Origin of the sequence: Zhongshania aquatica, assembly GCF_027257955.1 — a bacterium.
GTDB classification, from domain to species: domain Bacteria; phylum Pseudomonadota; class Gammaproteobacteria; order Pseudomonadales; family Spongiibacteraceae; genus Spongiibacter; species Spongiibacter aquatica.
On the sequence record NZ_JANZNQ010000011.1, the window covers coordinates 14,908 to 38,878 of the forward strand.

Genomic DNA, 23,971 nt, shown 5'->3' on the forward strand with positions numbered 1-23,971 from the left:
TTTGGCGATTATAGCAGGCGAAGCAGTGGCGAACAGGTATCAATTTGCGAAATCACCACGGCTTTTTTGATCGCTTAAGGTGACGTCTCGTGGTGTCGAGACGCCAGAAGGGCAGGCAGAGTTAGAATTTATAGCCCATTGAAAATCGAACTGTGCGCGGCTCAATGACGTGATAGTGGATATCGTCGGTAGCTACGCCTGCCGGTTCACTCGCCAGGCGCGAGGCATAAAAATAATCGATATCGTGATCGTCACTGTCGCTAAGATTGAGAACATCGGCCTTGAAGACCCAGTTGCTCATGCGGTAACCGGCGCGCAGATTCCAAATTGTGCTGTCGTCAGATTTGACGGAGCCGTCCTCTACCAAGGGTCTTTCGCCGAAGTGACGCACACGCAGACTGCCGAACCAGCCACTGCTGAAATCAGCATTTAAGCCAGCCTGAAAAACATTCTTAATGGCGCCGGGAATTTTATTTCCTTCTGGAGCGGATTCAGTAAATTTTGAATTCGTATAGGCGTACTCGATATCCAGGCTTATCTGGTCGGTAAAGTGGTAGTAGCCTGTGATTTCAATGCCGTTTCTTTCTGACGCGCGACTTGGCTCGGTATTGCCAGCGTCGCCGACAAATAGCAGTTCGCTATCTAGTTCTAAGGTCCACAGTGAGATGGACGTGTTGATACGATCGCTGATGAAACCACGGGTACCGACCTCGTATCCCAGTGAGCGCACCAGGGGGTCTACGCTATGGATGACACTGCCGTCAGTTGGATCTAGCCGAATCGTTGTGCCGCGTGCGTCATTTGAGTGGAAGCCTTGCCCAGCGGAAATATAGCCTTCCCATTCGTCATTAAAGGTATAAATCAGGCTGGCTTTTACAGAGCTAATGCTGTCGTCTGATGTGCCGCCGTTGCCACTCAGGTCGATATTATTAATATTAATGCCGGTTTTGTCGTCGACATCAAAATCATAGTAATCGTATCGCGCTCCCAGCACGCTGCGCAGCGAATCAGTCCATGTGATGCGATTTTCCCAGTACAAGCCGATGCTCGATTCTGTTACTTGGTCGCTGCGAATCGCCCCCAGTCGCTGACGCGCTTGGCTACGATAAAGTCCAACTTCATTGATATCATCGACTCGGAGGTCGCCGCCGAATTTATTGCTCATGGTGCGGCCAGCTAATGCGCCCTCTAAAAGGTAGGCAAGTTGGCCACCATAGATGGTGCGGTTGTCGACTTGTTCGAACTGGTCGCCATTGGTTTCATCGTCGAGAAAGTAGGTGAAGTTGGACCACAAATTGAGATCGTAGTCGATGACATACGCTGAGCCTACCCATTTGCCAAGCTCCAAATTGGCGTTCAGGCTGTAGCGACTTGATTCGCCGCCGACGGTTTTGTCGATGGAGCCTAATTCGTCAATAATTCCCTGTTCTACCGCGCGTGAGGGAATTTGATCTGCGCTATTCCAGCTGTTGTCATAGGCCATGACGGTGAAACTAAGCTGGCCGTCTTCAAGCGGTATGGCGTGTTTTAGGAAGACGTTTATCTTGTCCAGGTCTTCTTCGATATCAGACCAAGGACCGTCATAGCGATTGCCTTCAACCGCGATGGTGGTGGTTCCGCCCCCTATTTGCAGGCTGTTCATTGCCAGCACACGGTAAAAGTTGTCTTCACCTAGGGTGAGTTCGAGCAAACCTTGCTCTAGCGATCTAGTGGTGCTGATTTGCGCGCCGCCGGCGCCGCTGAAATCACCGACATCAGCGTAGTAAGCGCCTTTTTTATAGGCTAGCTGGGACACGACTTCGGGAATGAGAAAATTGAGATCAGAATAGCCCTGGCCGTGACCATGGGTGCGCATATTGACGGGCATACCGTCTACCGACGTGGCAAAATCAGTTCCGTGGTCCAGGTTGAATCCGCGCAGAAAATACTGGTTGGCTTTGCCGGTGCCGCTGTGTTGGGTGACGACCATGCCTGGCACCAGCTCTAGTACTTCGCCGGTGCGCAGAAGTGGCCGAAGCGAAATTTCCTGCTGGCCGACAATACCCTCTGATGCAGATACGGCTTCGCCGACGAGATTAATACGTCGTCCCTCTACCTCAACTGTTTCTATTTTTTGTTCAGCGGCGATAACTTGATTGCCACATAGTATTAATAAAACCCAAGCCAGCCTTTTCATCGTATGTTCTCATATCTATTATTGACGGCGTACGTAATATGCCATCGGCAATTACACGCTTTGTCGAATACGCTATTCTCCGCCACACCGTTAAAACCTATATGGGGTCGGTTTTTGTGAAATCCTTTACCGCAGAAATGGGACGCTTATTGCGTCACCGCCGAGACAAACGGCAAGCGCCAACCTTGGGTGCGCGGGAATTGGAGGTCATGAAGATACTGTGGCGGGGTGACGTGCTGTCGGCACAAGACGTTTTACAGGCAGTAAGCGATAGCAGCTTAAGTCTGAGTACGATGCAAAGTACCTTGGAGCGTCTTTATAGAAAGGAGCTAGTGTCTCGGGAAAAGACTGGTCGCTACTATCTTTATCGCGCAGCCATTAGCCGGAATGCGGTTATTACCCAGCTGCTGGGGGAAATTGCTGATCAAGTCGGTGATGGTGATATGGCACCGATGATTTCAGGGTTTATGTCGTTTATCGATCAGGAGACATCCGAGCCGCTCTCCTCTGAGATGCGTGATGCTATTCAGCGCCTACCTTCAGAACGCGATGACTGATACGCTCACCGTTATCGGGAATTATCTTTTCGGTTGGACCGTTATAAGCTTGGCGGTTTCTTGGTGCTTGGCACTTGTTTACCCGCTAATGCTTCGCTCGATGGCTGAATCTTCAGCCGAGTATGCATCGTTTTTTACTCTGATATACAGTTTGTTGGCGCCGCTTTCAGCGGTCTTCGCACTGATTATTTTGTCGCTGCCAGAGTTGGCGTTTCCCTTTATTAGCGAGCATTGCCACGACACGATTTGTTCGCCACACACTCTTCATATGACCACGGATACCGTTGAAGGTGTTCTCGCTGTGTTCGTGGTTGTTCTTCTGCTGTCTGGTTTTGTTGTGTTAATGGCCAGACAGTTACACCGAAGTCGCCGGCACGTTAAAACATTGAGTAGTTTGTCTGAGCCTAGTTCTGCATCTTACCTCGTCGTGGAAAGTCCTCATTATATGGCATGGTGTGCAGGTCTACGTAAGCCGCAAGTTTTTTTGTCCCGTGGCTTAGTTGATGTCATGGATGCGCGGCAATTGCGGCTGATTCTTGCTCATGAGCAAACCCACGCGTTTCGTCGCGATAATTTGCGTAAGTGGGTTTTGCATTGGGTGACTATTGCGTGGCCTAAAGGTCGCAAGCAGCGCATAAGACAAAACTTCTCAAATTACAGTGAACATATTTGCGACCTAGTTGCTGCGCGCTGTGAGAATGGCGTGACGGAACTCGCCCATGTTATAGAAACCGTGGCCACGTGTAATGGCGATACTAGCAAGCCCATGAGTTCCCTGGAGCACCATCGGCAGCAGCGAATTACCGCGTTGCGGAGAGAGTTATATTTGCAACAGGGAGAGGGAAAGCAAAGCTATGTTAAGCCCGCAGCGTTCTTAGCTTGCGCGTGGATAATCGCCACAATGACCGCAATCCATTTTGGCCACCCTTTGCTTGAGTTCTTGTCTCGGTAATTGAATGGCCGCTCGGAGCCCTAGAGAAGAGCTGTGGTCGTCGATCTGGGATGCATTAAATGGGGTTGCTGATCCAACCCCATTTAACGTTCTGAATGAGCAGTTACTTAAGTAAATCTCTGCCGATAATCAATTTCATGACTTCGTTGGTACCAGCGTATATGCGTTGTACCCGAGAGTCCGCAAAAGCGCGTGCCACTGGGTATTCCCACATAAAGCCGTAGCCGCCGTGTAATTGCAGGCATTCGTCGATGACTTTGCACTGCAGGTCGGTGGTCATTAACTTGGCCTTGGCAGCCATTACCGAATCAAACTTGTGTTCGATATGAAGTTCCAGGCAGCGATCTAAAAAGACCCTTGCCACGCTCACTTGGGTTTCCAGTTCGGCCAATTTAAATTGGGTGTTTTGGAAGGTGGCGATCGACTTACCGAAGGCGTTGCGCTCTTTTACATAGGCAACGGTTTGCTCCAGGATCGACTCTGCGTTGGCTATTGCAATAATCGATACATTCAAGCGTTCTTGGGGGAGGTCTTGCATCATGTAGATGAAGCCCATGCCTTCTTCACCCAATAACTGGTCTTTTGAAACGCGAACATCCTGGAAGAACAGCTCGGAGGTGTCCTGCGCTTTTAAACCAATTTTTTCCAGATTTTTACCTTTTTCGAAGCCAGGGGTGCCAGCTTCTAGTAAAAACAGGCTAATGCCTTTGGCGCCAGCGGTGGGATCCGTTTTCGCGACCACAATAACCAAGTCAGCGTGTTGGCCGTTGGTGATAAAGGTTTTTGAGCCATTAATAATATAATCGTCGCCATCTTTGACGGCGGTGGTTTTGATGCCTTGTAAATCAGAGCCGGCGGCGGGTTCTGTCATCGCGATTGCCATCACGATTTCGCCAGACACGCATTTTGGCAAATACTTTTGCTTTTGCTCTTCGCTGCCGTAGCGCTCGATATAAGGTACTGCGATATCTGAGTGCAAGCCCCAGCCAATACCAGTAAAGCCAGAGCGACCACATTCCTCATCGACAATGGCGTTATAGCGGAAGTCGACGCCGACGCCGCCGTACTCTTCCTTCACGCTCGGAGACAGAAAGCCTTGCTCGCCGGCTTTTAGCCACAGTGCGCGATCGACTTGACCGTCTTTTTCCCACTGGGCGTGGTAGGGCGCAGCTTCTGTTTCTAAGAATTTTCTTACCGAGCTACGAAACAGCTCATGCTCTTCTTCGTAAACGGTTCTTGGGATCGCGGACATGGGGTTTCCTCCGGGTGGGTTTAGTCGCTATTATTACGGCTATGTTAGCAGAGTAAACTTTAATTACTAGTGTATCTTTTTCATCGGGCATGTAAGCTCCTGCCGTGGTTTTTTATCACTAGTTCCCCTATCTAAAAAACTGAGAATTATCGCGATGACTATCTGGAAACGAAGCTACGATGTAAGCCAAGCAAATGCCATGATGAGCAATACAATTGCGGACTCATTGGGTTTGCTTATAACTGAAATTGGTCCTGATTTTGTTGCTGGCACGATGCCAGTTGATAAGCGAACCCACCAACCGATGGGCATATTGCACGGTGGCGCGTCTGTAGTGTTGGCCGAGAGCTTGGGTAGTTTTGCGGCCACTTTAGCCTGTGATACTGGCTTTGCCTGCGTCGGTTTAGATATTAACGCTAATCATATTCGCTCTGTGCGCTCAGGTTTCGTCACTGGGGTGGCTCGCCCAATTCACATTGGTCGCCGTACGCAAGTGTGGGAAATTCGCATCGCGGATGACGCCGATAAAACCGTGTGTGTATCGCGCTTAACAATGGCGGTCATCGACGCCGTGTAGTTTTATATTGGGCTTTATGGGCTCACGTCGCGCCGAGTTATTTGCCAATGCATAAGCCTGAAGTAGAATAGTCGGCTTTTTATTTGTAGAGGCCATCGGCATGACAGCAGCACGCTTTCAACGCCTGCGTCAGGTACTTGAGTGCCGACAACCAGACCTAACGATTGTGACCGATAACGTTCACAAGAGTCGAAATTTATCGGCGATTGTCCGCACCGCCGATGCGGCGGGCATTGGCAAGATGTATTGCGCGATGCCAGACAAGGATTACAAGGCGTTTCGCGGCACCGCGATGGGTTCCCACAGTTGGGTGTCAGTGCAGCGCAAACCCGATGTGAGTGCAGCACTCATTCCATTGAAAGAGCAGGGCTATCAAGTCTTGGCGACGCATTTGGCCAGCGATTCTGTAGATTTTCGCGAAGCTGACTATACCCGTCCCACCGTAATTTTACTCGGAGCCGAAAAGCTGGGGGTGAGCGTGGCGGGTTGTGAATTGGCGGATATGCACATCACCATTCCCATGCGCGGCATGGTGCAGTCTTTTAATGTGTCGGTCGCGGCGGGCATTATTTTGGCAGAAGCCGAGCGGCAGCGGCAGTTGGCGGGTTTATATGCCAATCGCCGCTTGGATGATAAGACCTACTATCGGACTTTATTTGAATGGGCACAGCCCAAACTTAGTGAGTATTGTCGCGAGAATGGCTTGGCCTACCCGGCCCTCGATGACGACGGCGAACTCGTTGATGGCTTGGCGTGGCAGCATGCGGTGCGAGATGATCGCGCGGCGAAATTTGACTGGTAAATTTATTAGCGTCACCGAGCTATAGACCGAAATCTGCGTCATCTGTCTGGGTGATGTGGGGCATACCTATTACTGTCAGAATCTGGCTGATAAAAATAGGAGGATTACCATGCCGGAAAATACCCAGAAACCCCTCGTTGAGATTGATGCGTGGGACGCATTTTGCGATCAGCTAAAGGCCGCTGGTCAGCAAATTATCCGGCCTGAAGCGCCAACGGATGATCTGAGCCGAGCGGAAGGCTGGCGCTATCTCACCAGGCTAACCCGCATTGCCCTAGATATGTTTATGGAGTGCAGTGATCGCGATTTCCCCAGCTTTTATCGACCCTCCCATGAGACCGCTAAAATAGGTGCGGACAATCCTGATAATTACTATTTACGCGCTGAGATAAACGGCAAACACGACTACCGTATAAGCGGTAGCAGAGGCACGGTTGCCTACCTCGGTTTTATTGCCATTGCCGGTGGATATGAGGAAGCAGATGGCAATATGCGGTCGGTAAGTGCGATTGATACCCATAGTGGTTTGACTATCAATGACGACGGCACCATTGATGTTATTTTGTCTAAGACGCCTCAGCCGGGCAACTGGCTAAAAATTACCGACGATACACTGGCTGTGTTGGTGCGCGAGACCTTTCTAGATCGCAATACAGAAGTATTTGCTGATTTGAAAATAAGCCGTTTAGATAACGACAACGTTAAGCCCGCGGCGCTCACTGGCGAAAAATTAAAAGCAGATTTGGCTAGCACCGCTGCTTTTGTAAAAGGCACCGCAACACTGTTTGCGGAATGGGCGAAAGGCTTTAAAGAACACCCCAATACCTTGCCGCCAGCGGATCAGGAATATTGTCAAAAGCTCGGTGGTGACCCCAATATTTATTATTACCACAGCTATTTTAATTTGGCTGACGACGAAGCCCTAGTGATTGAAGTTGATGATATACCCGAGTGTGATAACTGGAATTTCCAGCTAAATAACTACTGGATGGAATCATTGGAGTATCGCTACGTGCAGATTCACGTAAACAAACACACTGCGCAATATCGCCCAGATGGCAGCGTCAGAATTGTGGTCTCTGCACAAGACCCGCAATGTGAGAACTGGCTTGATACTACAGGTCATCGTGAAGGCACGATGGCGTTCAGGTGGATAGGCGCAGATCGTATAGTGCATCCGCGCTGTTCAGTGGTGAAGCTAGCCGATTTATCTAATTAAATAACAGAACAATAAGACGGAGACTGAATTTTGAGCACTGAAGAGCAGAATCAAGCGTTTGCTATTCCTGACGTTGACCTCAGCGCTGAAGCGCTGCTGGCAGCGGCGACAGAAGCCACCGGGTTGTCAGATTTCGGTGATGAATCTTTCCGCACACCGTTTGAGGTTTTAGTTAAATCCTTGAATGAGGAAGCCAACTTAAATGCAGGTGGTCGTTTCGGTCAGTATCAGCGTATTTTAAATATTTTGATCAACCGCTTACGGGTTGAGGCGTGGATTAAAAAGCATCCTGAAATCCTCGATGAAGAGATTACATCTCCCGTTGTTATTATTGGTTTGCAGCGCACAGGTTCTACCTTTTTTCATCGCATACTGGCTGCGGATAAGCGTTTTTATGCGCCGCTATGGTATGAGGTCCGCAACCCTGCGCCAGAGTTAGATTGGGACTTTAGCGGTAAAGACGCTCGCATAACCTCTGCTGAAGAAGAGGTGGCGGGTATGCTAGCTGCCAATCCTGAATTGGCTGCTATTCATCCTATGGATCCGGTGGCTGCCGACGAAGATATACTGCTGTTAGAGCACAGTTTCTATAGCACAGTGCCAGATGCTTTTTGTAATGTGCCGACCTACGGCAAATGGAATGACGAGCACGACAATACACCGGCTTATCAATACTTAAAGCGGTTGCTGCAATGTTTACAGTGGCAGAAAAAACAAATAGGGCAGGTCGCTGAGCGTTGGTTGTTGAAAACACCGCATCATCTTCATCATATCGCGACCTTGTTGAAGGTATTTCCCGACGCAAAAATTGTTCAGACCCATCGTGATCCACTGCAAACTATTCCCTCAGCCGCGAGTATGAACTACAACCTGTGGATAATGTGCAGCGACAATGTTGATGGCAAAGTGGTGGGCGAGCAGTGGTCGGCAAAATATGCCCGTGGCACCTTGCATACCCTGAAAACCAGAGACCAACAGCCGCAAGCATTTTTGGATGTGTGGTACAAAGATACGGTTGTCGATCCGTTGTCATCGGTTAAAAAGGTTTATGACTTTATCGGCATGGATTTGACAGAGACCGCGCGCGCTGCGATGGAGCAACATCAAGAAGATAATCGCCGCGATAGCCGACCTAGTCATGAATATACGCTGGAGCAATTTGGTTTGACCGAGGCGGGTTTGAAACAGCAGTTTGCGGAATACCGTAAGCGCTTTGTCGACTAAATAGCATTTGGCGGGATTTGCTTTATTATTGGGAAAATATTTGTTTTCTTGAGGTAACACATGCGTCCAAATTCAGCTTGGTCTATGGCATCAGCGCGTCGATTCGCTACTTTCATGGCTGTGATGCTGATGGCATCACATGGCTATGGGGCCGAAGTGACTGACGAAAATACTCAAAAAATTAAGGCGCTTGAATCGCAAGTCGAAAAGTTACAGGCCAGTCTCAGCACTGCAATGAAACAAATTAGTAGCGCTAATGCCGAGATTAAGCGACTTAATGACCATCAGGCTGCGCTAAGCAATGTAGTGCAAATCCAGTCCGGGAAAATCGTAATAAACTCATCCGGTGCGATTGAATTGCGCGCAAACAGTTCGATTCTATTAAAAAGTAATGCGACAACGATCGATGCTGGACTCGTAAACTTGGGAAGCGGTAGTTCAAGAGTGCCGGCAACGTATCAAGGAGCGCCGGTTAGTGTGTCGCCTAGTGGCAGCAATGGAACCGTGTTGGTGGGGTCAAAAAGCGTCTTGATCGCACGCTAGTGGGAGCATCTCTAGAGTTTTCATTACCCTTAGCCGCTGATTTTAGTGTCGATGATTTTTTAGCTTTTCACGGCCGCGATAGCGAGCAGGTGTCAGAACGTATATATACGAAAATCACAGAACACCCTGAAAACATCACAGGTAACTGCATAGATAAAGCAATACTGTGGGACGAGTTTCCCGCTTGCATTAAACTTTGCTTCACGGCTGATACTGTCCAAGTGTCGCTGAATGTCGATACAGATATTCAGCGAGATACATGGCCCGTGCGCTTAGAGAAGCTTTGCCGTCGTATGTTGGGTTTGGATCAAGATTTACTCAGTTTTGAAAAACACATTGCAGGTCATAGGGAATTAGCCGGGCTTGTAAGCAAGCACCGAGGATTGCGCGTACCACTCTCAGCAAATCCATTTGAAGCGCTTTGTTGGGCGGTGACAGGTCAACAAATTAGCGTTTATGCGGCAGTTTCTATTAGGCGTCGATTTATTCAATTGCTCGGAGCGCAGCATTCTGGCGGACTTCTATGCCACCCCGATCCTGCTGCAGTTGCTGGCAGTAATGTTGAGCAACTTCGCCGCGTCGGTTTGTCATTGGCAAAGGCGAATGGCCTTATTGCGTTGGCATCTGCTATACAGCAAGAGACCCTGAACTTACCGACGCTTGACGACGGTGTAATACTAGATGAAACGTCCGCAGATACTATTCGCGGCACCCTGTTGACTATTCGCGGAATAGGACCTTGGACGGTAAATTACGTTTTGCTACGAGGCTTTGGATACTTAGATGGTTCACTTCACGGTGATGTTGCCGTTAGGCGAAATTTGCAGTTGCTACTTGGGCAAGAACAGAAAATATCCGCCAGCGAAACCGAACAATGGTTAGCGCAGTTTTCACCCTGGAGGGCATTGGTGGCGGCGCATCTATGGGCGATGCAAAGCGATGTTACTGACTAGTTGAGGGTAGGGATATCAGTTTAATCTGAAGTTTCAATATGTATTTCTATTGTAATTTACTCGATATACCGAGAATTAATACTTAAAATGTGATTTTGGTTGCTGATGGATGTCAGTTCGAATTTTTATCTAAATCAAAGAAAGGGATTTCAATGAAACCAAAAGTAATTGGCAGTATATTTTTTTGTTTTGCTTCACTGGTCGGCTGTGGAGGTTCCTCTAGCGACAGCTCTGATGTCAATGGAATCACTTCCAATGGCGGGGCGACTTGTGATCCAGTGGCAACTACGACCGATCGATATTTAGCAACGAGTTATGAGTCCTGTAATGTATCTAGGAACAGTCTCGTTGGCTTATGGATGATTGTGTCTGATTACCAAATCGACAATGGTAATGTATTTAGGGACAAGCAGCAGCGCGTAGTTATGTCCATCACAGAATCTGCCGACGGTCTAAATGCGTTTGTATGCAATCGAACCCCCGAGTTTCGCAACTTTCGCTTCTCAAGTGCTGATAGTATTCTTGATATATATGATGATTATGCGGAGGCTAGCGTAGAATTATCCATTGAAAGTAACGTGTTAATGAAGGGCGCGCATTATGGTGAGGGCTTTGTTTCGGTTGACAGAAGTTCTGTCACCGCTGTGAAAATAAGTAATTCTGTCGCGTTAGCTAAATTAAATCTTGATTACACAATGGATGGCTATTCCTTCAGTGAAGACGATATTCCGATATCTTGTTTTTCACAGGTCAAAGGGAAAACAGATATTAAAAATCCCGATATTAATTTTGATGCCGACTATATTTATTTTTTCGCTGATGTAAATAACAACGGTTTTAATGAAGAGGTATTTATCAGTATCGGCGTTCCTGCCATAAGGGAAACCGGTCCAGATTTTGATCTTGATTTTGTTACAAGTAATCAATTTTTTGACAGCGAAGACGCGGAGAATACTATAATTAGTTATAGCGCCAATTCGAATGATAAAATTTATCTTAGAGTGGACTCAGTTGACGATTTTGAGCCGAATGATTCTGCTTCTTTAATATTTACCTTTGACATAGACTAATTTGCATAGCTTCATGGAATACCTTTAAATTATTCGGTATGTTTTAAAGGTATTCTAATCGGCTTTTAAGTTTATTTATTCACTTCGCTCAAACAGAATTAATTCTGCGCCGCCACTAACTAATTCACCCGCTTGAAAATAAAATACTGTCACTGTGCCATCGGCGGGGGCGCGAATGGTGTGTTCCATTTTCATCGCTTCCATGATCATAAGTGGCGTTCCCTTGCTAACGATACTGCCGGCGTCTACCAAGTGGCTGACGATGGTTCCGTTCATGGGAGCAAGCAATTGATTCTCGCCAGCGTCATTACTGTTGTCGCCTAAGTCATGCCCTACAATACTAAAATGGACCGTCCGCGCGTTGCTAAATAGGCTATAGCTGCCGTTGTGGGCAGAAACCGTTGCAGTGAGTTTGTGACCGTCGATATTTGCCTTGAGGATACGACCAGCTAAGCTGCCATTCGCGGTGTAGCTAACATCGCCACTTCGTATGTTGAAAGAAGAATCGGTAGCCGAGTTAACCGTGACTGACACAACGTGTGACTCGTCGCCGATTTTAAGAGTGAAGCGATGTTCAGCCGCTTGGTTTAGCCGCCAGTTATTGGCGTTGTTCCAAGGTGAATCGCAGTCGCCGCTTGCCTTGGCATATTCGTCTACTCGCTGTTGTTGAGACAGTGCTAAATATAGGGCGGCGAGAGGTAGGCTGTTTGGATTAACGTCGTACTCCATACCGAGTAAGCTAGCTTCGTTTTTGCCTATAAATCCAGTATCAAAATCCGCTGCGGCAAACACGGGGTGGCGACTAATGGTGTGTAGGAAATCGATATTGTTAATCACACCGCTAATTCGATATTGCTTTAACGCTGTGCTGAGACGTCTCAACGCTGCGTCGCGGTCTGTGTCCCACACGATGAGTTTGGCAATCATCGGGTCATAGAACACACTGACTTCGTCGCCTTCGCGCACGCCGGTATCAACACGAACATGGTCAGACTCAGTCGGCGTTTCTAGAAAGTGCAAGGTGCCGGTTTGCGGAAGAAATTCATTGTCTGGATCTTCCGCGTATATACGAGCTTCAATGGCATGACCGCGAATCTGTAATTCTTCTTGCTTCAAGGGTAGCGCGCCGTCGGCGGCTACCTGAAGCTGCCAATCGACTAAATCTAATCCGGTGATCATTTCTGTAACGGGATGTTCTACCTGCAGACGGGTATTCATTTCCATAAAGTAGAAGCTGCCGTCACTGTCTAGCAGAAATTCGACGGTGCCTGCACCAACGTAATCGATTGCCTGTGCTGCGCGTACTGCGGCGTTACCCATAGCGCTGCGTAATGACTCGCTTAAACCGGGTGCGGGTGCTTCTTCAATGACCTTTTGGTGGCGGCGTTGAATTGAGCAGTCGCGTTCAAAGAGGTAAACCGCGTTGCCGTGGCTGTCGCAAAAAACTTGTATTTCAATATGGCGGGGCTGAGTGAGATATTTCTCAACCAACATGGTGTCGTCGCCAAAGCCATTAAGTGCTTCGCGCTTTGCCGCTTGCAGGGCGCTGTCGAATTCCTCGGCGCTCCATACTTGGCGCATACCTTTGCCGCCGCCACCCGCAGTGGCTTTAAGTAGCACTGGGTAGCCCATGTCGTTTGCGGCTTTGCGAATTATTTCTGGGTTTTGGTCATCGCCGTGATAGCCGGGCACCAGTGGAACACCGGCTTTTTCCATGATTTGTTTGGCGGCCGACTTTGATCCCATCGCAACGATGGCGCTGGTTGGTGGCCCAATAAATACGATATTTTCCGCTGCGCAGCGGCGGCAGAATTCGGCGTTTTCAGATAAGAATCCGTAGCCGGGGTGAATGGCCTGCGCGCCGGTTACGAGGGCTGCGTCAATTATTTTATCGACATCTAAATAGGACTCCCGCGCTGGAGATGCACCTATGTAGATAGCCTCGTCTGCCATGCTAACGTGTAGCGCATTGCGGTCAGCATCGCTGTATACAGCAACAGTAAGAATGCCCATTTTGCGGGCGGTTTTAATTACGCGGCAGGCGATTTCACCACGGTTTGCAATTAATATTTTATCAAACATGTTTCTGCTTCCTGGGTGCTACCCGAATTTGTTTTTCACAGTTACGCTATTGCGAATGCGGATACTTGGCGTTGTGGCAGTTACTACATTCTGAATACGCCGAACTTGGTTTCTTCTATCGGTTTATTCAGACTGGCGGACAAGCTTAAGCCCAAGACCATGCGGGTATCCGCTGGGTCTATAACGCCGTCGTCCCAAAGCCTCGCTGAAGCAAAGTAGGGATGACCCTGCTCTTCATAGGTATCCAGAATCGGCTGCTTGAAGGCTTTTTCATCTTCGGCAGGCCAATTTTTATCTTCGCGTTCGAACTGGTCGCGTTTGATTTGTGCCATAACGCCGGCGGCTTGCTCACCGCCCATTACCGAGATACGCGCATTAGGCCACATAAACATAAAGCGTGGATCGTAAGCGCGGCCGCACATGCCGTAGTTGCCGGCGCCAAAAGAGCCGCCAATCAATACCGTTAGTTTTGGCACTTGGGCGCAGGCAACGGCCATGACCATTTTGGCGCCGTGCTTGGCTATGCCGCCAGATTCGTATTGCTGGCCAACCATAAAGCCGGTGATGTTTTGTAAGAAAATCAGCGGAATTTTGCGCTGTGCGCAAAGCTCAATAAAGTGCGCGCCTTTTTGTGCTGACTCAGAAAATAAAATACCGTTGTTGGCGACAATGCCGACAGGGTAGCCAAAAATACGGGCAAAGCCACACACCAGGGTAGTGCCGAACAGGGCTTTGAATTCATCGAAATCGGAACCGTCCACAATACGTGCGATAACTTCGCGAACGTCGTAGGGCTTGCGGCTGTCCTTTGGCACGATGCCGTAAATTTCTTCAGGCGGTAAAGCCGGTTCGATACTCGGACTAACATCGAGTGAAATGCGTTTGTTACGGTTTAGGCGCTTAACAGCATTGCGCGCTAGTTGCAGTGCGTGGTGATCGTTTTGCGCGTAATGATCGGCAACACCTGACACGCGACAGTGTACATCGGCGCCGCCTAAATCTTCTGCGCTGACGACTTCACCTGTGGCGGCTTTCACCAGTGGAGGGCCGGCTAAAAAGATGGTGCCTTGTTCTCTGACAATAATAGACTCGTCAGCCATGGCGGGTACATAGGCACCACCTGCCGTGCAGCTGCCCATAACCACGGCGATTTGGGGAATGCCCATCGCAGACATATTGGCTTGGTTAAAGAATATACGACCAAAGTGTTCCCGATCCGGGAAAACTTCGTCTTGGCGGGGTAGGTTGGCGCCGCCTGAGTCAACTAGATAAATACAGGGCAAATTATTTTCTTGCGCAATGGTTTGCGCTCGCAAATGTTTTTTCACCGTGAGCGGAAAATAGCTGCCACCTTTTACTGTCGCGTCATTGGCGATGATCATGCACTCCTGGCCGCATACGCGACCAATACCTGTGATCACACCCGCCGCAGCGAGTTCTTCGTCATAGACTTTATAGGCAGCGAGTTGCGACAGTTCTAAGAAAGGCGCGCCGACGTCGACCAGAGCATGGATGCGCTCGCGGGGCAGCAATTTACCTTTCTCGGTGTGACGGCGCTGGGATTTCTCGCCGCCGCCTTGGTTAATGGCTGCGACCAGATTTTTAAGGTCGTCAACCTGCGCCTGCATGTACTCGGCATTTTCTATAAAGCTTGGATCGCGTGGGTTAATCGTCGATTTCAGTACAGTCATGTTCGCGGTGCCTATAACTATTTAATTTAGTTTTCGAATCCAATTAACGGCTTTTCACTTTGCTTACTGTGTTTCTTTGAAAAGTTCACGGCCAATCAGCATGCGTCTTATTTCAGAGGTGCCAGCGCCAATCTCATAAAGCTTGGCGTCACGCAATAAACGGCCCGTGGGGAATTCGTTGGTGTAGCCATTGCCGCCCAGGGCTTGAATTGCTTGTAAGGCCATTTGGGTGGCGCGTTCTGCGGTATACAAAATAACCGCAGCGGCGTCTTTGCGACTGGCTTCGCCTCGGTCACAGGCCTTAGCAACTGTATAGAGATAGGCGCGGCTGGCATTTAACTCGGTATACATGTCTGCCAATTTGCCCTGCATCAATTGGAATTCGCCGATGCTTTGGCCAAACTGTTTACGGTCGTGGAGATAGGGGATCACCACGTCGAGGCAGGCTTGCATGATGCCGGTGGGGCCGCCTGACAATACGGTGCGTTCAAAGTCGAGGCCGCTCATCAGTACTTTAACGCCGTCGCCTTCATTGCCAAGTATGTTTTCTGCTGGGACTTTGCAATTATCAAACACTAATTCGCAGGTGTTTGAACCGCGCATCCCCAGTTTGTCGAGCTTGGGTGAGCGGCTAAAGCCGGGGTAATCGCGCTCGACAATAAAGGCCGTAATGCCGCGTGGGCCGCCATGGATGTCGGTCTTTGCATAGATCACATAGGTGTGGGCATCGGGGCCGTTGGTGATCCACATTTTATTGCCGTTCAGTACATAGTGGTCGCCGTCTTTATCGGCTCGCAGTTTCATGCTGACAACGTCTGAACCGGCATTGGGCTCAGACATGGCCAATGCGCCAATATGCTCGCCGGAGCATAGCTTGGGCAGATATTTTTCGCGCTGGCGGTCGTTGCCGTTCTTGAAAATTTGGTTAACGCACAAGTTTGAATGCGCGCCGTAAGACAGGCCGACAGATGCAGAGGCGCGGCTGATTTCTTCCATTGCAATCACGTGGGCTAAGTAGCCCATGTCACTGCCGCCATATTGTTCTGACACGGTGATGCCAAGCAGACCCATGTCACCCATTTTTCGCCACAGGTCCATCGGGAAGGCGTTGTCTTTATCGATACTCTCTGCGCGGGGCGCAATTTCTTGTTGAGCGAATTGGCGGGTGGCATCCCGCAACATTTCAATCTCTTCACCGAGGCCGAAATTCAATGTGGGGTAAGACGTGCTCATGGTGTTGTCCTTTGAATTGCTGAAAATGTGAGTTAGAAATTCTTCTTATTCATTTCATCTAATGCTTCTTGGCAGCGATCTTCCGCTTCGTTCAATTCGTAAATCATGTCTTCAAGATCCTGTAGCTGCTGCTTGAGTTGTTCTTTTAACAGGCGGCGACGTTCACGTATTTTTTCAATGAGTTTGATGAGCTGAGGACTGTTGTCATGCTCGGGGTCGTACATCTCGATAATGTCTTTACTGTCTTCGAGCGAGAGGCCCAAGCGTTTGCCGCGCAAAATGAGTTTTAGCTTGATGCGGTCGGCTGCGCTGTAAATTCGAGTTTGGCCGTCGCGCAGGGGCGTGAGTAGGCCTTTTTCTTCGTAAAAGCGAATGGTACGGGTCGTAACGTCAAAATCTGACGCCAAATCCGAGATGGTGTAAGTCTTGTCAGCCATGGTTGCGGCTACCCTGCGATATCGAATGCGTCAACCCTATCTGCAGTTTACGTTAACGTCAACATGTTTTAGCCAACGGTTCTGTTAATTAGGTGGCTTTATTGCAGGCTTTTTCTTTGGCGATGAGCGGAGAGAAGTAGCTCTGTGTCAGCGATATCAAGGTATTACTGACACAGAGCGAGGTGTTATCTATGAGCTATCGAGGTACTACCTCGCCGTAATTGTTACCGGTAAACCGTCGGTGGGGAAGGAGATGGGCACCGCATTGTATTTCATTTGGTAGCCGGGCTTGGTGCTGATCTTGTAGTTGCGAAGCAAGTGGAACATAAACAACTTAACCTGCATTTCCGCAAAGTTTAAGCCTATGCATTTATGGCCGCCGCCGCCAAAAGGTATCCACTGGTATAGATGCCGTTTGTGTTCGGCGCGTTCAGCGGAAAAGCGTTCGGGGTCAAACTTGGTCGGTTCGCTCCACCATTCTTCCATGTAGTGGGTGAACAGTGGCGAGATACCAATGCCGGTATTGGCGGGCAGGGTGTAACCCATAATTTCGGTTTCTTTAATTAAACGACGCGGAATGGCAGGCACGGGCGGGTACATGCGCAGCGCTTCTTTCATTACTAAAGCGGCTTTATCTAATTTTGGTAGATCGTCATAGTTAAGGTGATCGCCGTCAATCTGTTTGCATTCTTCGTAAAGAATATCTTGCCACTCTGGGTTTTTAGCCAGTGCATAAATGATTGAACACAATGTACTGGTGGTAGTGTCGTGGGCGGCGAATAACAAAAATATGGTGTGATCGCGCACTGCTTCATTACTTAGCGTATTGCCGTCTTCGTCCTTGGCATGACAAAACTGCGAGAAAAAGTCGCTACTCTCGGTGGCACGTTTTGCTTCAATATGCTTTTCAATAAAGTTCTTGAGCGTTTTGCGGCCATTCAAGCCTTTCTGCCATGTTGTGCCCGGAATGGGGAGTTTAACAACCGCCATTGAGGCTTCCATTGCATGAAGAAAACCTTTGTTGATGGCGTCTGCCTCGCCACCCATTTTTACGCCCATAAAAACCTGGGCGGCAACGTCTAGCAACAGTGATTTAATACTGTCTTTGAAGCCGAATTCAGCATTTTTAGGAAAGTCCGCTACTCCTTCGCGCATGCGAGGATTCATGTCATCGAGATAGCCTTGGAGGGCATCTTTTTTAAAGGCGGCTTGGAGTATGCGTCGATGAAAACGGTGCTCGTCGAAATCTCGTAACATGAGTCCGTCTGGGAAAAGTTTATCTAGAATCGGGTCCCAGGCTTTTTTACTGGAGAAAATCTTTCCGCTATCTTTCAGAACCAGCTCATTGGCCTCTGGCCCCAGCAGTGCAATGGATCTTTGCAGCAGGGCGTTGTTACGGAAAATTGGACCATAGAGCTTATGCTTGCGAGTGACAAGACCTAAATAGTCTGTCAGGAATTCAACAGTATCACCAAGAATGGGCAGTGCGCCTTTGTCGCCAGGGACATGATTTATATCGTCTGTCGATTTGCGCGGTAGGTCTAAATAATCAGTTGATGCTTTCATCTAGGGTCTCCGTTTTTGTTATTTGCGCCAGCCGTGAAACAGCAGGTCTATGGATTGTTGAATATGGGTTTCTACAAACTCGGGAGCTAATTCGGTTTTACCCGTTAAGCGTTGATAAAACGGTAATTGAACGACTGGAGCGGTGGCAGACTGAACCACAAAAAATAATGTCTCGATGGGCATGTCTTTGATAATGCCTAGCTCATCGACTTTGCCGACCATGTCACTAATAAGCTGCCATGCGGGTTCAAAATAGTGTTTATGAATATAACTGAGTCGCGGCCCTTCGCGCAGCGATTCCTGCTGGCAAATATGGTAGAGCGCAGGGTGTTCAAACGCGCTTCGGATATACACCGCAATAGCTTCCTTCAATGCATCGAGTTCATTTTGACCTTCATCAATATGTTGAAGCGCCTCTAATACTTTGGCTGTGGTTGCACCACACAATCTATCAACCACCGCCTGCCACAGCTGTTCCTTTGAATTGAAGTAGTGGTGAAAAAAGGTGTAGCTAACATTCAACTCGTCCTGCAGCTTGCGCAGGGACACGCCGTCATAGCCGTCACGGGCGAAGATATCCGCCGATGCATCAAGCAGTTGTTCGATGGACAGGGCAGGCGCTTCGCTCTTCTTGGGGCGGCCGCGTTTTCTGGGGGCTGGGCTAATATTCATAGTTTAGTGTTCATGGGCTAAGGCTGGTTGCGCTCACTCAATATTAAACATCTGTTTAATATTGAGTGAGCTATCGCTTGGCGTCAAGTTAAATTGTGTGAGGTGGTTAAAATTGCCACTGGAAATGTCCGTGGTTAGTCGCTTTGCTGATGGCTAATACCCAGATTGGAACAGTTTATTCCGCGGCGTTTTTTATCTGTCGCACAGGCGGATATTAGGTTTCGGAACCGAGTTCAGAGCCAAGTTGTCGAAGCGGAATCTGGCTTCGGCGCCCTTATTCTTTCTATAGTGAGATATCATGCCACCCGTACTCATTTCGATATGTTTGTTACTTTGCAGCAATGTATTTATGACATTCGCGTGGTATGCACATCTCAAAGAGATGAATAATAAACCGTGGATCATTGCCGCGCTGGTTAGTTGGGGAATCGCATTATTTGAGTACCTATTTCAGGTTCCTGCAAATAGAATCGGTTTTACTGTGTTGAGCGTTGGTCAGCTAAAGGTTATTCAAGAGGTGATTACGTTAACGGTATTTGTTCCGTTTTCAGTGATGTATCTCAAGGAACCGCTCAAGCTTGATTATCTATGGGCGGGTCTATGCCTTGTTGGAGCGGTGTATTTTATTTTTAGAAGCAAGTTTGCATAGTTATACTTTGCGATTCGAGCTTGCCTGAAAAGACATTCGGATTAGAGAGATAGCGCGTTTCACTTCGTTTTTATCTGTAGCTACAATGGGATTTTAGATCGATTTAGAGTAGTAAATAGGCTGTTATTACACGATTTTACCTTAATCCATAACTCGCGTTAAATTATCTAAGAATGGTGTTTTTTTAGTAAGTATCTTCCAAATAACGGCTCGCCTTTTTCAGTGTCGCAACGTCCAGAGATAGTGGCGCTAATATCGTATTCATGGTGCTGGCGACGTCATCGGCCATTCGGCGACCACCGCATACTAGTAGCTGCGCATCTTGGTTAATCATATTGCGAATCTGAACAGCGTCTTCTAAAAGTTTGTTTTGTACATAGGCAGGTTCTGGGCATCGCGAGAATGCCGTATGCAGCCGCGATAGTCGTTTGTCGGCTAAATAGGAGCGCAGCTCCTTTTCATACAAAAAGTCAGATTCTGCCAAGCGACCACCCCAGTATAAGTGCATGCTACGGTGTTTTTTGTTCGCTCGAATGAATCCTATCAGTGGGCCAATGCCGGTTCCTGCGCCGATAAGAATGATGGGGGATTTTCCCCTGCTAGGTTTGAAGCGTGCGTTTCTTTGAATAAAGATATTCGCGTGTTCACCGAGCTTCATATTGTATAAGTAACCTGAACACAGTCCGTCTTCTTGGCGCCGGACGCAAATTTCCAGTACACCATCCTTGCTCGTTGAGGCAAGTGAGTAAAAACGCGGTGCGTCGCAGTTCGGTGGCAGGATGCCGACTAGATCTCCTGCGGCGAAGGCAGGCAGTGATCTACCCGGTTTTGCTGGCTTGAATCGCAGAATACAGGTGTGCGCGTTTACCTGCTCACCATAGGTCTTACGAGCAATTAAAGTAAGTGATTTGGTTGCGCGGGGAAGTGGTTTGTAGTGGAGCGACAGCGGCATGTCTATCGCTGCGCCGAGGACAGTACCCCATTGTTCGAAGCTGGGGCCGGATTGCCTGTCGATATAGTTAGTTTCAAGAATTTGGGGCCAATCCCGTTGCTTAAGTTTCTCAGTGACTAGGTCTGCAAATGCACAGAAGTTACCGAATTGACGATCGCCGAATCCAAGCACTGCCCAGGACATTGCCGGCGAAGTCGCTAGCTTTTCAAGCTTGTGTAGAAATTGATTTGCAGAGGCGGGCGCATCTCCATCGCCATAGGTCGATGTCAGAATAAGTAAGCGGCTCGCGTTGGGGTAGTGGTCGACGAGATCGTTCATGGGGGCAACGTGGACATGCTTGCCCGCTGCTGACATTCCATCGAGGAGGGATTTGGCGAAGCCCCAGGTAGCATTCGTCTCGGAACCCACTAGTACAATAGTGTCGGCTAAATGTGAGGGCGAGTTACCTTTTAGTTTGGGCATAGATTGGCGACGTTGCCACCAGATAAGTCCGCCGGTAACTGCTAAAACCGGTACGGTTAAGGCCGCAAGGCCCATGATTAACCCAAGCCACCAATAGGCTTCGCCGGTGTGCAATTCCTTAATGAAAGTTTGCAGCGTGGCTCCGCTACCGTAGTCGGCGTAAGAGAGCCACTCTCCAGAGCCTTGATCCACATAACCCGATCCCTGATGGGTTCTCAACGAGTAAACGTCGCTAGGGTCATTTCGGAAGGGGAAAATAAGCTGATGCAGATCCATAAGATCCACCGCTTGCAGCGCCGGCAATGAACCTATGTCAGCCGGTGGTGGGCCTGCCGCGGATTGTCGAAACTCCGCTTCCATCTCTCGGGCTTCCGGTATCAATTCAAAGCGAATGGCTGATAGCCAAACACCGGTAAGCGCAGAGACAAGGAGGCCGAGTGCGGCCGCGCGGGCTAGCTCGGCATGCAGCCGTGGACTAGTAGCGCCAGCTCCCGTACTGCGAATCGGGGCAAAAAGTTTGTGCCACCCTCCGGCACGTGAGGCAAGCAGGAAAACGCCGGACAAGCACATAAAGGCCATGAGCAGGGCGCCAATGCCTGCAATAGCGCGACCTCGGTCGTCCCATAAAAATGCGCGGTGTAGATCGGTTAACCAAGAGAAAACAGCTGAGGTTTCATAAGACGATACCCGCTTGCCGTTCATGGGGTTGATAAGGTCTGCACCTGAATTATCGTCTTGGGTGAAGTAAACCAGCACCGCTCCCGAGGGTAGACGCTCAATTTGTTCAACGCCGGGATAGGCCCGCAAGGCTCTTTGGGCGACATCCGCAACGTTGACGGCCCCGCGTGGGGGAACGATTGCGCCGGCCCGTTCCAATGCGGGATTTAATGACAGAATCGCGCCACTTGTGGCGATTACCAGTAATAGCAAGGCGGCAAAAAGACCTGGCAGTGAATGCAGGCGACGGAGCATGACGCTTGTCTCTAAATGTTAAGGCTAGAGGGAGTAGCTCAATGTGTTGACATAGCCGCGGCCGCTCACGGGCGTGCCTGCGCCACTCGTTGTCAGTGTCACTTCGGCATCAATGCGGTTTTCGCGTTTATCTTCTACGGCGCTGTCGACGCGGATTAGGTAGCCCGCGTCTATGAGTGCGTCATCAATGTCAGCCTTTATGGTTAGGCTGTCACCGCCACTAACACTGGCGCCGGTCATCCCTTCATACTCGGCAGTCTTCAGCCCGCTGCCCCGCGCCCAGTCCAATAGATGTTTGTAATACTTGCTTTTTTTGCCAGCTACCCAGAGTGTCTGTTTGTACTTTCCGTCTGGATTAGTGAGATAGATCGCCAAGTATGCGGCATTTCCGCGATAGGTGTTTAGCGTGGTGGTGATGGTCACTTCGCGTGCCTGAGTTGCGGCGGCAACGCATAGTCCTAGGCTTAGTCCTATGATTGTGAATAATTTGTTCATGTGATTTTCCTTTGCTATCGATGCTTATCGAGAGTGAGAGTGAGAGTGAGAGTGGGGCTGATGGTGTTCCCGCTGTTCGTGCTCTTCGTCTTCGACCTCAAATTCCAGTAACTTAAGGGTGGCTGGCGCGTAGCGGGCTTCGACGCGACGACCTTGATCGTCTATAGCGCGCACCTCATAACAGCGGTCATCAATTCGGATGCGGCGTACACGCCAGCCGTGAGCCTCTAGGCGTTTTTTAAGAGTTTCACGCGCTTGCCATTTTGCGACTGGATCTCTGCAATCGTCGTCGTCCGCAAAGGCACTTACGCCCAGAACACTAAGGCTTATGGCGAAAGCTAAGGCAATTACCAGCTTTGCAGAACGGGGAAGCACGTTTTTCATATTGCTCTCTGATGGACATACCTAAAGTGCCAGCGATGCAGTCATAGTGAAGTAATCGGTCTACACAAGCTTTGATCTAAATCTATCGGAAGTGAATTAAGTGAGTATTAAGACAAATATTTGATTGGAGGAGGGGATAAAAAATTAAGGATACGTGGTGATCCAAAGAAAATTAGCTACAAAATGATTTGTGACTAGTTTCCCTTGGATCGCTTTGCTTGTAATGCTAGCTCATTGTTGAGCAAAACTAGCCCGCTGTGAAGATAAGGTGCGGTATAGGTCAGGTTGCGCAGTGATGGTACGCGCCACATATTTTGATCTTTTATTTTTCCGCTCTGAACAGCCTTGCCGCCGTCATCAAGTAAATGGCATTGCGCTACATATAGTGAATTAGGGTAGGCTGGGAATTTCATGATAAAGCCGGTGCCTAGTGGTAGGGCTGGGCCGCTGAAATTTGCCCCGGAATGACAAGCTATACAACCGTTGTGGGCAAAGGTTTGCATGCCACGCTGTTGCTGCATTTTTTACACCTGAATACCTGCTTAAATAGTGCTTGATAGCCCGGGATTTGCTCAATGTAATCGACGGCTAAGCCCATTTTTTTCCCATTTCTATCGGATTGCCAATGGGTCCTTTGGCTTGGTTTTCTAGCGTCGCTGCTCGTCCATCTCAAAATTGCACAGATAAGAATGTCGCATTCCATACTGTCGGTGCATTGCGGCCGCCTAGCTGACTGCACGCGGATCTAAATAGAGCATTTTACCCAGTTCAACGTTTGCCGGGGTCGTCGGATTATCTGTGGCGTTGGAGGTTAGTCAGGCAGCGCTTGCCAATTGGCGGAAAAAGTAGCCGCGCTCATAATCATCAGTGTTGCAGGTAATATACGCCGGAACTTCATCATGAAATCCTTTTGATAGCGGAGTGTAAAGCTAAATACGGACGATTGATTTGGTATTTATAGAAATCAACCTAAAGTACTATTTGCTTATTTTGAATTGGCGATAACGGTGCAGAAATTAGTCGGATCTATAGTGATACGAGTAATTCGGTG

At 49.0% G+C, this 23,971-nt stretch carries 22 protein-coding genes; 10 read left to right on the forward strand and 12 right to left on the reverse strand.

Annotation, left to right across the window (positions count from 1 at the left end; genetic code table 11):
- Positions 1 to 121: 121 nt before the first annotated feature.
- Positions 122 to 2,176: a TonB-dependent receptor gene (locus tag O9X78_RS12280; protein WP_269619988.1), complete on the reverse strand. Its 2,055-nt coding sequence runs from the start codon at positions 2,174 to 2,176 to the stop codon at positions 122 to 124.
- 38 nt (positions 2,177 to 2,214) lie between these two features.
- Here O9X78_RS12280 and O9X78_RS12285 point away from each other — a divergent pair, with 38 nt between their 5' ends.
- Both O9X78_RS12285 and O9X78_RS12290 read left to right on the forward strand, forming a co-directional pair.
- Positions 2,215 to 2,733, forward strand: coding sequence for a BlaI/MecI/CopY family transcriptional regulator (locus O9X78_RS12285; protein ID WP_269619989.1), 519 nt, complete (start codon positions 2,215 to 2,217; stop codon positions 2,731 to 2,733).
- A complete protein-coding gene (locus tag O9X78_RS12290; protein ID WP_269619990.1) occupies positions 2,726 to 3,685 on the forward strand; it encodes a M48 family metalloprotease in 960 nt (319 codons plus the stop codon). The genes O9X78_RS12285 and O9X78_RS12290 overlap by 8 nt, the downstream gene beginning before the upstream one ends.
- Positions 3,686 to 3,788: 103 nt before the next feature.
- Here the strand turns inward: O9X78_RS12290 and O9X78_RS12295 are convergent, their stop codons facing one another.
- The gene (locus tag O9X78_RS12295; protein WP_269619991.1) at positions 3,789 to 4,937 is read right to left on the reverse strand and encodes an acyl-CoA dehydrogenase family protein; all 1,149 of its coding nucleotides are present in this window, start codon (positions 4,935 to 4,937) and stop codon (positions 3,789 to 3,791) included.
- Positions 4,938 to 5,091: 154 nt separating this feature from the next.
- On the opposite strand from O9X78_RS12295, the gene O9X78_RS12300 reads away from it, so the two are divergent.
- From O9X78_RS12300 to O9X78_RS12330, 7 genes are all read left to right on the forward strand, one after another.
- Positions 5,092 to 5,514 carry a hotdog fold thioesterase gene (locus O9X78_RS12300; RefSeq protein WP_269619992.1) on the forward strand — a complete coding sequence of 141 codons (423 nt, stop codon included), beginning with the start codon at positions 5,092 to 5,094 and terminating at the stop codon, positions 5,512 to 5,514.
- Between the two features lie 100 nt (positions 5,515 to 5,614).
- The gene (trmH, locus tag O9X78_RS12305) at positions 5,615 to 6,316 is read left to right on the forward strand and encodes a tRNA (guanosine(18)-2'-O)-methyltransferase TrmH (RefSeq protein WP_269619993.1); all 702 of its coding nucleotides are present in this window, start codon (positions 5,615 to 5,617) and stop codon (positions 6,314 to 6,316) included.
- A 109-nt stretch (positions 6,317 to 6,425) separates the two neighbouring features.
- Positions 6,426 to 7,535 carry a DUF1214 domain-containing protein gene (locus O9X78_RS12310; RefSeq protein ID WP_269619994.1) on the forward strand — a complete coding sequence of 370 codons (1,110 nt, stop codon included), beginning with the start codon at positions 6,426 to 6,428 and terminating at the stop codon, positions 7,533 to 7,535.
- A 30-nt stretch (positions 7,536 to 7,565) separates the two neighbouring features.
- On the forward strand, positions 7,566 to 8,759 hold the full coding sequence (locus O9X78_RS12315) for a sulfotransferase family protein (RefSeq protein WP_269619995.1): 1,194 nt from the start codon (positions 7,566 to 7,568) through the stop codon (positions 8,757 to 8,759).
- 60 nt (positions 8,760 to 8,819) lie between these two features.
- Positions 8,820 to 9,302 carry a hypothetical protein gene (locus O9X78_RS12320; protein WP_269619996.1) on the forward strand — a complete coding sequence of 161 codons (483 nt, stop codon included), beginning with the start codon at positions 8,820 to 8,822 and terminating at the stop codon, positions 9,300 to 9,302.
- Positions 9,302 to 10,255 (forward strand): DNA-3-methyladenine glycosylase 2, encoded by a 954-nt coding sequence (locus O9X78_RS12325; RefSeq protein ID WP_269619997.1) that lies wholly within the window; start codon positions 9,302 to 9,304, stop codon positions 10,253 to 10,255. Before O9X78_RS12320 ends, O9X78_RS12325 begins: the two co-directional genes overlap by 1 nt.
- A 152-nt stretch (positions 10,256 to 10,407) precedes the next feature.
- On the forward strand, positions 10,408 to 11,325 hold the full coding sequence (locus O9X78_RS12330) for a hypothetical protein (protein ID WP_269619998.1): 918 nt from the start codon (positions 10,408 to 10,410) through the stop codon (positions 11,323 to 11,325).
- 75 nt (positions 11,326 to 11,400) lie between these two features.
- On the opposite strand, the gene O9X78_RS12335 is transcribed toward O9X78_RS12330, so the two are convergent.
- The 6 genes from O9X78_RS12335 to O9X78_RS12360 form a co-directional block, all read right to left on the reverse strand.
- A complete protein-coding gene (locus O9X78_RS12335) occupies positions 11,401 to 13,407 on the reverse strand; it encodes an acetyl/propionyl/methylcrotonyl-CoA carboxylase subunit alpha (RefSeq protein WP_269619999.1) in 2,007 nt (668 codons plus the stop codon).
- 83 nt (positions 13,408 to 13,490) lie between these two features.
- Positions 13,491 to 15,098: a carboxyl transferase domain-containing protein gene (locus tag O9X78_RS12340; RefSeq protein ID WP_269620001.1), complete on the reverse strand. Its 1,608-nt coding sequence runs from the start codon at positions 15,096 to 15,098 to the stop codon at positions 13,491 to 13,493.
- A 63-nt stretch (positions 15,099 to 15,161) separates the two neighbouring features.
- Entirely contained in the window at positions 15,162 to 16,331 is a 1,170-nt protein-coding gene (locus tag O9X78_RS12345) for an isovaleryl-CoA dehydrogenase (protein ID WP_269620002.1), read from the reverse strand.
- 32 nt (positions 16,332 to 16,363) lie between these two features.
- Positions 16,364 to 16,768 (reverse strand): MerR family transcriptional regulator, encoded by a 405-nt coding sequence (locus tag O9X78_RS12350; RefSeq protein WP_269620003.1) that lies wholly within the window; start codon positions 16,766 to 16,768, stop codon positions 16,364 to 16,366.
- Between the two features lie 207 nt (positions 16,769 to 16,975).
- Positions 16,976 to 18,334 carry a cytochrome P450 gene (locus O9X78_RS12355; protein ID WP_269620004.1) on the reverse strand — a complete coding sequence of 453 codons (1,359 nt, stop codon included), beginning with the start codon at positions 18,332 to 18,334 and terminating at the stop codon, positions 16,976 to 16,978.
- A gap of 18 nt (positions 18,335 to 18,352) precedes the next feature.
- The gene (locus O9X78_RS12360) at positions 18,353 to 19,006 is read right to left on the reverse strand and encodes a TetR/AcrR family transcriptional regulator (protein ID WP_269620005.1); all 654 of its coding nucleotides are present in this window, start codon (positions 19,004 to 19,006) and stop codon (positions 18,353 to 18,355) included.
- A 298-nt stretch (positions 19,007 to 19,304) separates the two neighbouring features.
- Here O9X78_RS12360 and O9X78_RS12365 point away from each other — a divergent pair, with 298 nt between their 5' ends.
- A complete protein-coding gene (locus O9X78_RS12365; RefSeq protein ID WP_269620006.1) occupies positions 19,305 to 19,655 on the forward strand; it encodes a DMT family protein in 351 nt (116 codons plus the stop codon).
- Between the two features lie 184 nt (positions 19,656 to 19,839).
- Here the strand turns inward: O9X78_RS12365 and O9X78_RS12370 are convergent, their stop codons facing one another.
- From O9X78_RS12370 to O9X78_RS12385, 4 genes are all read right to left on the reverse strand, one after another.
- Entirely contained in the window at positions 19,840 to 22,041 is a 2,202-nt protein-coding gene (locus O9X78_RS12370) for a PepSY domain-containing protein (protein WP_269620007.1), read from the reverse strand.
- Between the two features lie 24 nt (positions 22,042 to 22,065).
- Positions 22,066 to 22,536: a DUF2271 domain-containing protein gene (locus tag O9X78_RS12375; RefSeq protein WP_269620008.1), complete on the reverse strand. Its 471-nt coding sequence runs from the start codon at positions 22,534 to 22,536 to the stop codon at positions 22,066 to 22,068.
- A gap of 24 nt (positions 22,537 to 22,560) precedes the next feature.
- Entirely contained in the window at positions 22,561 to 22,920 is a 360-nt protein-coding gene (locus O9X78_RS12380) for a PepSY domain-containing protein (RefSeq protein ID WP_269620009.1), read from the reverse strand.
- 194 nt (positions 22,921 to 23,114) lie between these two features.
- A complete protein-coding gene (locus O9X78_RS12385; protein WP_269620010.1) occupies positions 23,115 to 23,441 on the reverse strand; it encodes a hypothetical protein in 327 nt (108 codons plus the stop codon).
- Positions 23,442 to 23,971: the final 530 nt, after the last annotated feature.

Excerpts from the sequence above, each read along its gene's own strand:
- O9X78_RS12380 (WP_269620009.1), bottom strand. The coding sequence starts at position 22,920 with ATGAAAAACGTGCTTCCCCGTTCTGCAAAGCTGGTAATTGCCTTAGCT.
- O9X78_RS12335 (WP_269619999.1), bottom strand. The coding sequence starts at position 13,407 with ATGTTTGATAAAATATTAATTGCAAACCGTGGTGAAATCGCCTGCCGC.
- O9X78_RS12345 (WP_269620002.1), bottom strand. The coding sequence starts at position 16,331 with ATGAGCACGTCTTACCCCACATTGAATTTCGGCCTCGGTGAAGAGATT.
- O9X78_RS12370 (WP_269620007.1), bottom strand. The coding sequence starts at position 22,041 with ATGCTCCGTCGCCTGCATTCACTGCCAGGTCTTTTTGCCGCCTTGCTA.
- O9X78_RS12385 (WP_269620010.1), bottom strand. The coding sequence starts at position 23,441 with ATGCAGCAACAGCGTGGCATGCAAACCTTTGCCCACAACGGTTGTATA.
- O9X78_RS12360 (WP_269620005.1), bottom strand. The coding sequence starts at position 19,006 with ATGAATATTAGCCCAGCCCCCAGAAAACGCGGCCGCCCCAAGAAGAGC.
- O9X78_RS12285 (WP_269619989.1), top strand. The coding sequence starts at position 2,215 with ATGCCATCGGCAATTACACGCTTTGTCGAATACGCTATTCTCCGCCAC.
- O9X78_RS12295 (WP_269619991.1), bottom strand. The coding sequence starts at position 4,937 with ATGTCCGCGATCCCAAGAACCGTTTACGAAGAAGAGCATGAGCTGTTT.
- O9X78_RS12290 (WP_269619990.1), top strand. The coding sequence starts at position 2,726 with ATGACTGATACGCTCACCGTTATCGGGAATTATCTTTTCGGTTGGACC.
- O9X78_RS12300 (WP_269619992.1), top strand. The coding sequence starts at position 5,092 with ATGACTATCTGGAAACGAAGCTACGATGTAAGCCAAGCAAATGCCATG.
- O9X78_RS12350 (WP_269620003.1), bottom strand. The coding sequence starts at position 16,768 with ATGGCTGACAAGACTTACACCATCTCGGATTTGGCGTCAGATTTTGAC.
- O9X78_RS12330 (WP_269619998.1), top strand. The coding sequence starts at position 10,408 with ATGAAACCAAAAGTAATTGGCAGTATATTTTTTTGTTTTGCTTCACTG.
- O9X78_RS12355 (WP_269620004.1), bottom strand. The coding sequence starts at position 18,334 with ATGAAAGCATCAACTGATTATTTAGACCTACCGCGCAAATCGACAGAC.
- O9X78_RS12280 (WP_269619988.1), bottom strand. The coding sequence starts at position 2,176 with ATGAAAAGGCTGGCTTGGGTTTTATTAATACTATGTGGCAATCAAGTT.
- O9X78_RS12310 (WP_269619994.1), top strand. The coding sequence starts at position 6,426 with ATGCCGGAAAATACCCAGAAACCCCTCGTTGAGATTGATGCGTGGGAC.
- O9X78_RS12375 (WP_269620008.1), bottom strand. The coding sequence starts at position 22,536 with ATGAACAAATTATTCACAATCATAGGACTAAGCCTAGGACTATGCGTT.
- O9X78_RS12340 (WP_269620001.1), bottom strand. The coding sequence starts at position 15,098 with ATGACTGTACTGAAATCGACGATTAACCCACGCGATCCAAGCTTTATA.
- O9X78_RS12320 (WP_269619996.1), top strand. The coding sequence starts at position 8,820 with ATGCGTCCAAATTCAGCTTGGTCTATGGCATCAGCGCGTCGATTCGCT.
- trmH (WP_269619993.1), top strand. The coding sequence starts at position 5,615 with ATGACAGCAGCACGCTTTCAACGCCTGCGTCAGGTACTTGAGTGCCGA.
- O9X78_RS12365 (WP_269620006.1), top strand. The coding sequence starts at position 19,305 with ATGCCACCCGTACTCATTTCGATATGTTTGTTACTTTGCAGCAATGTA.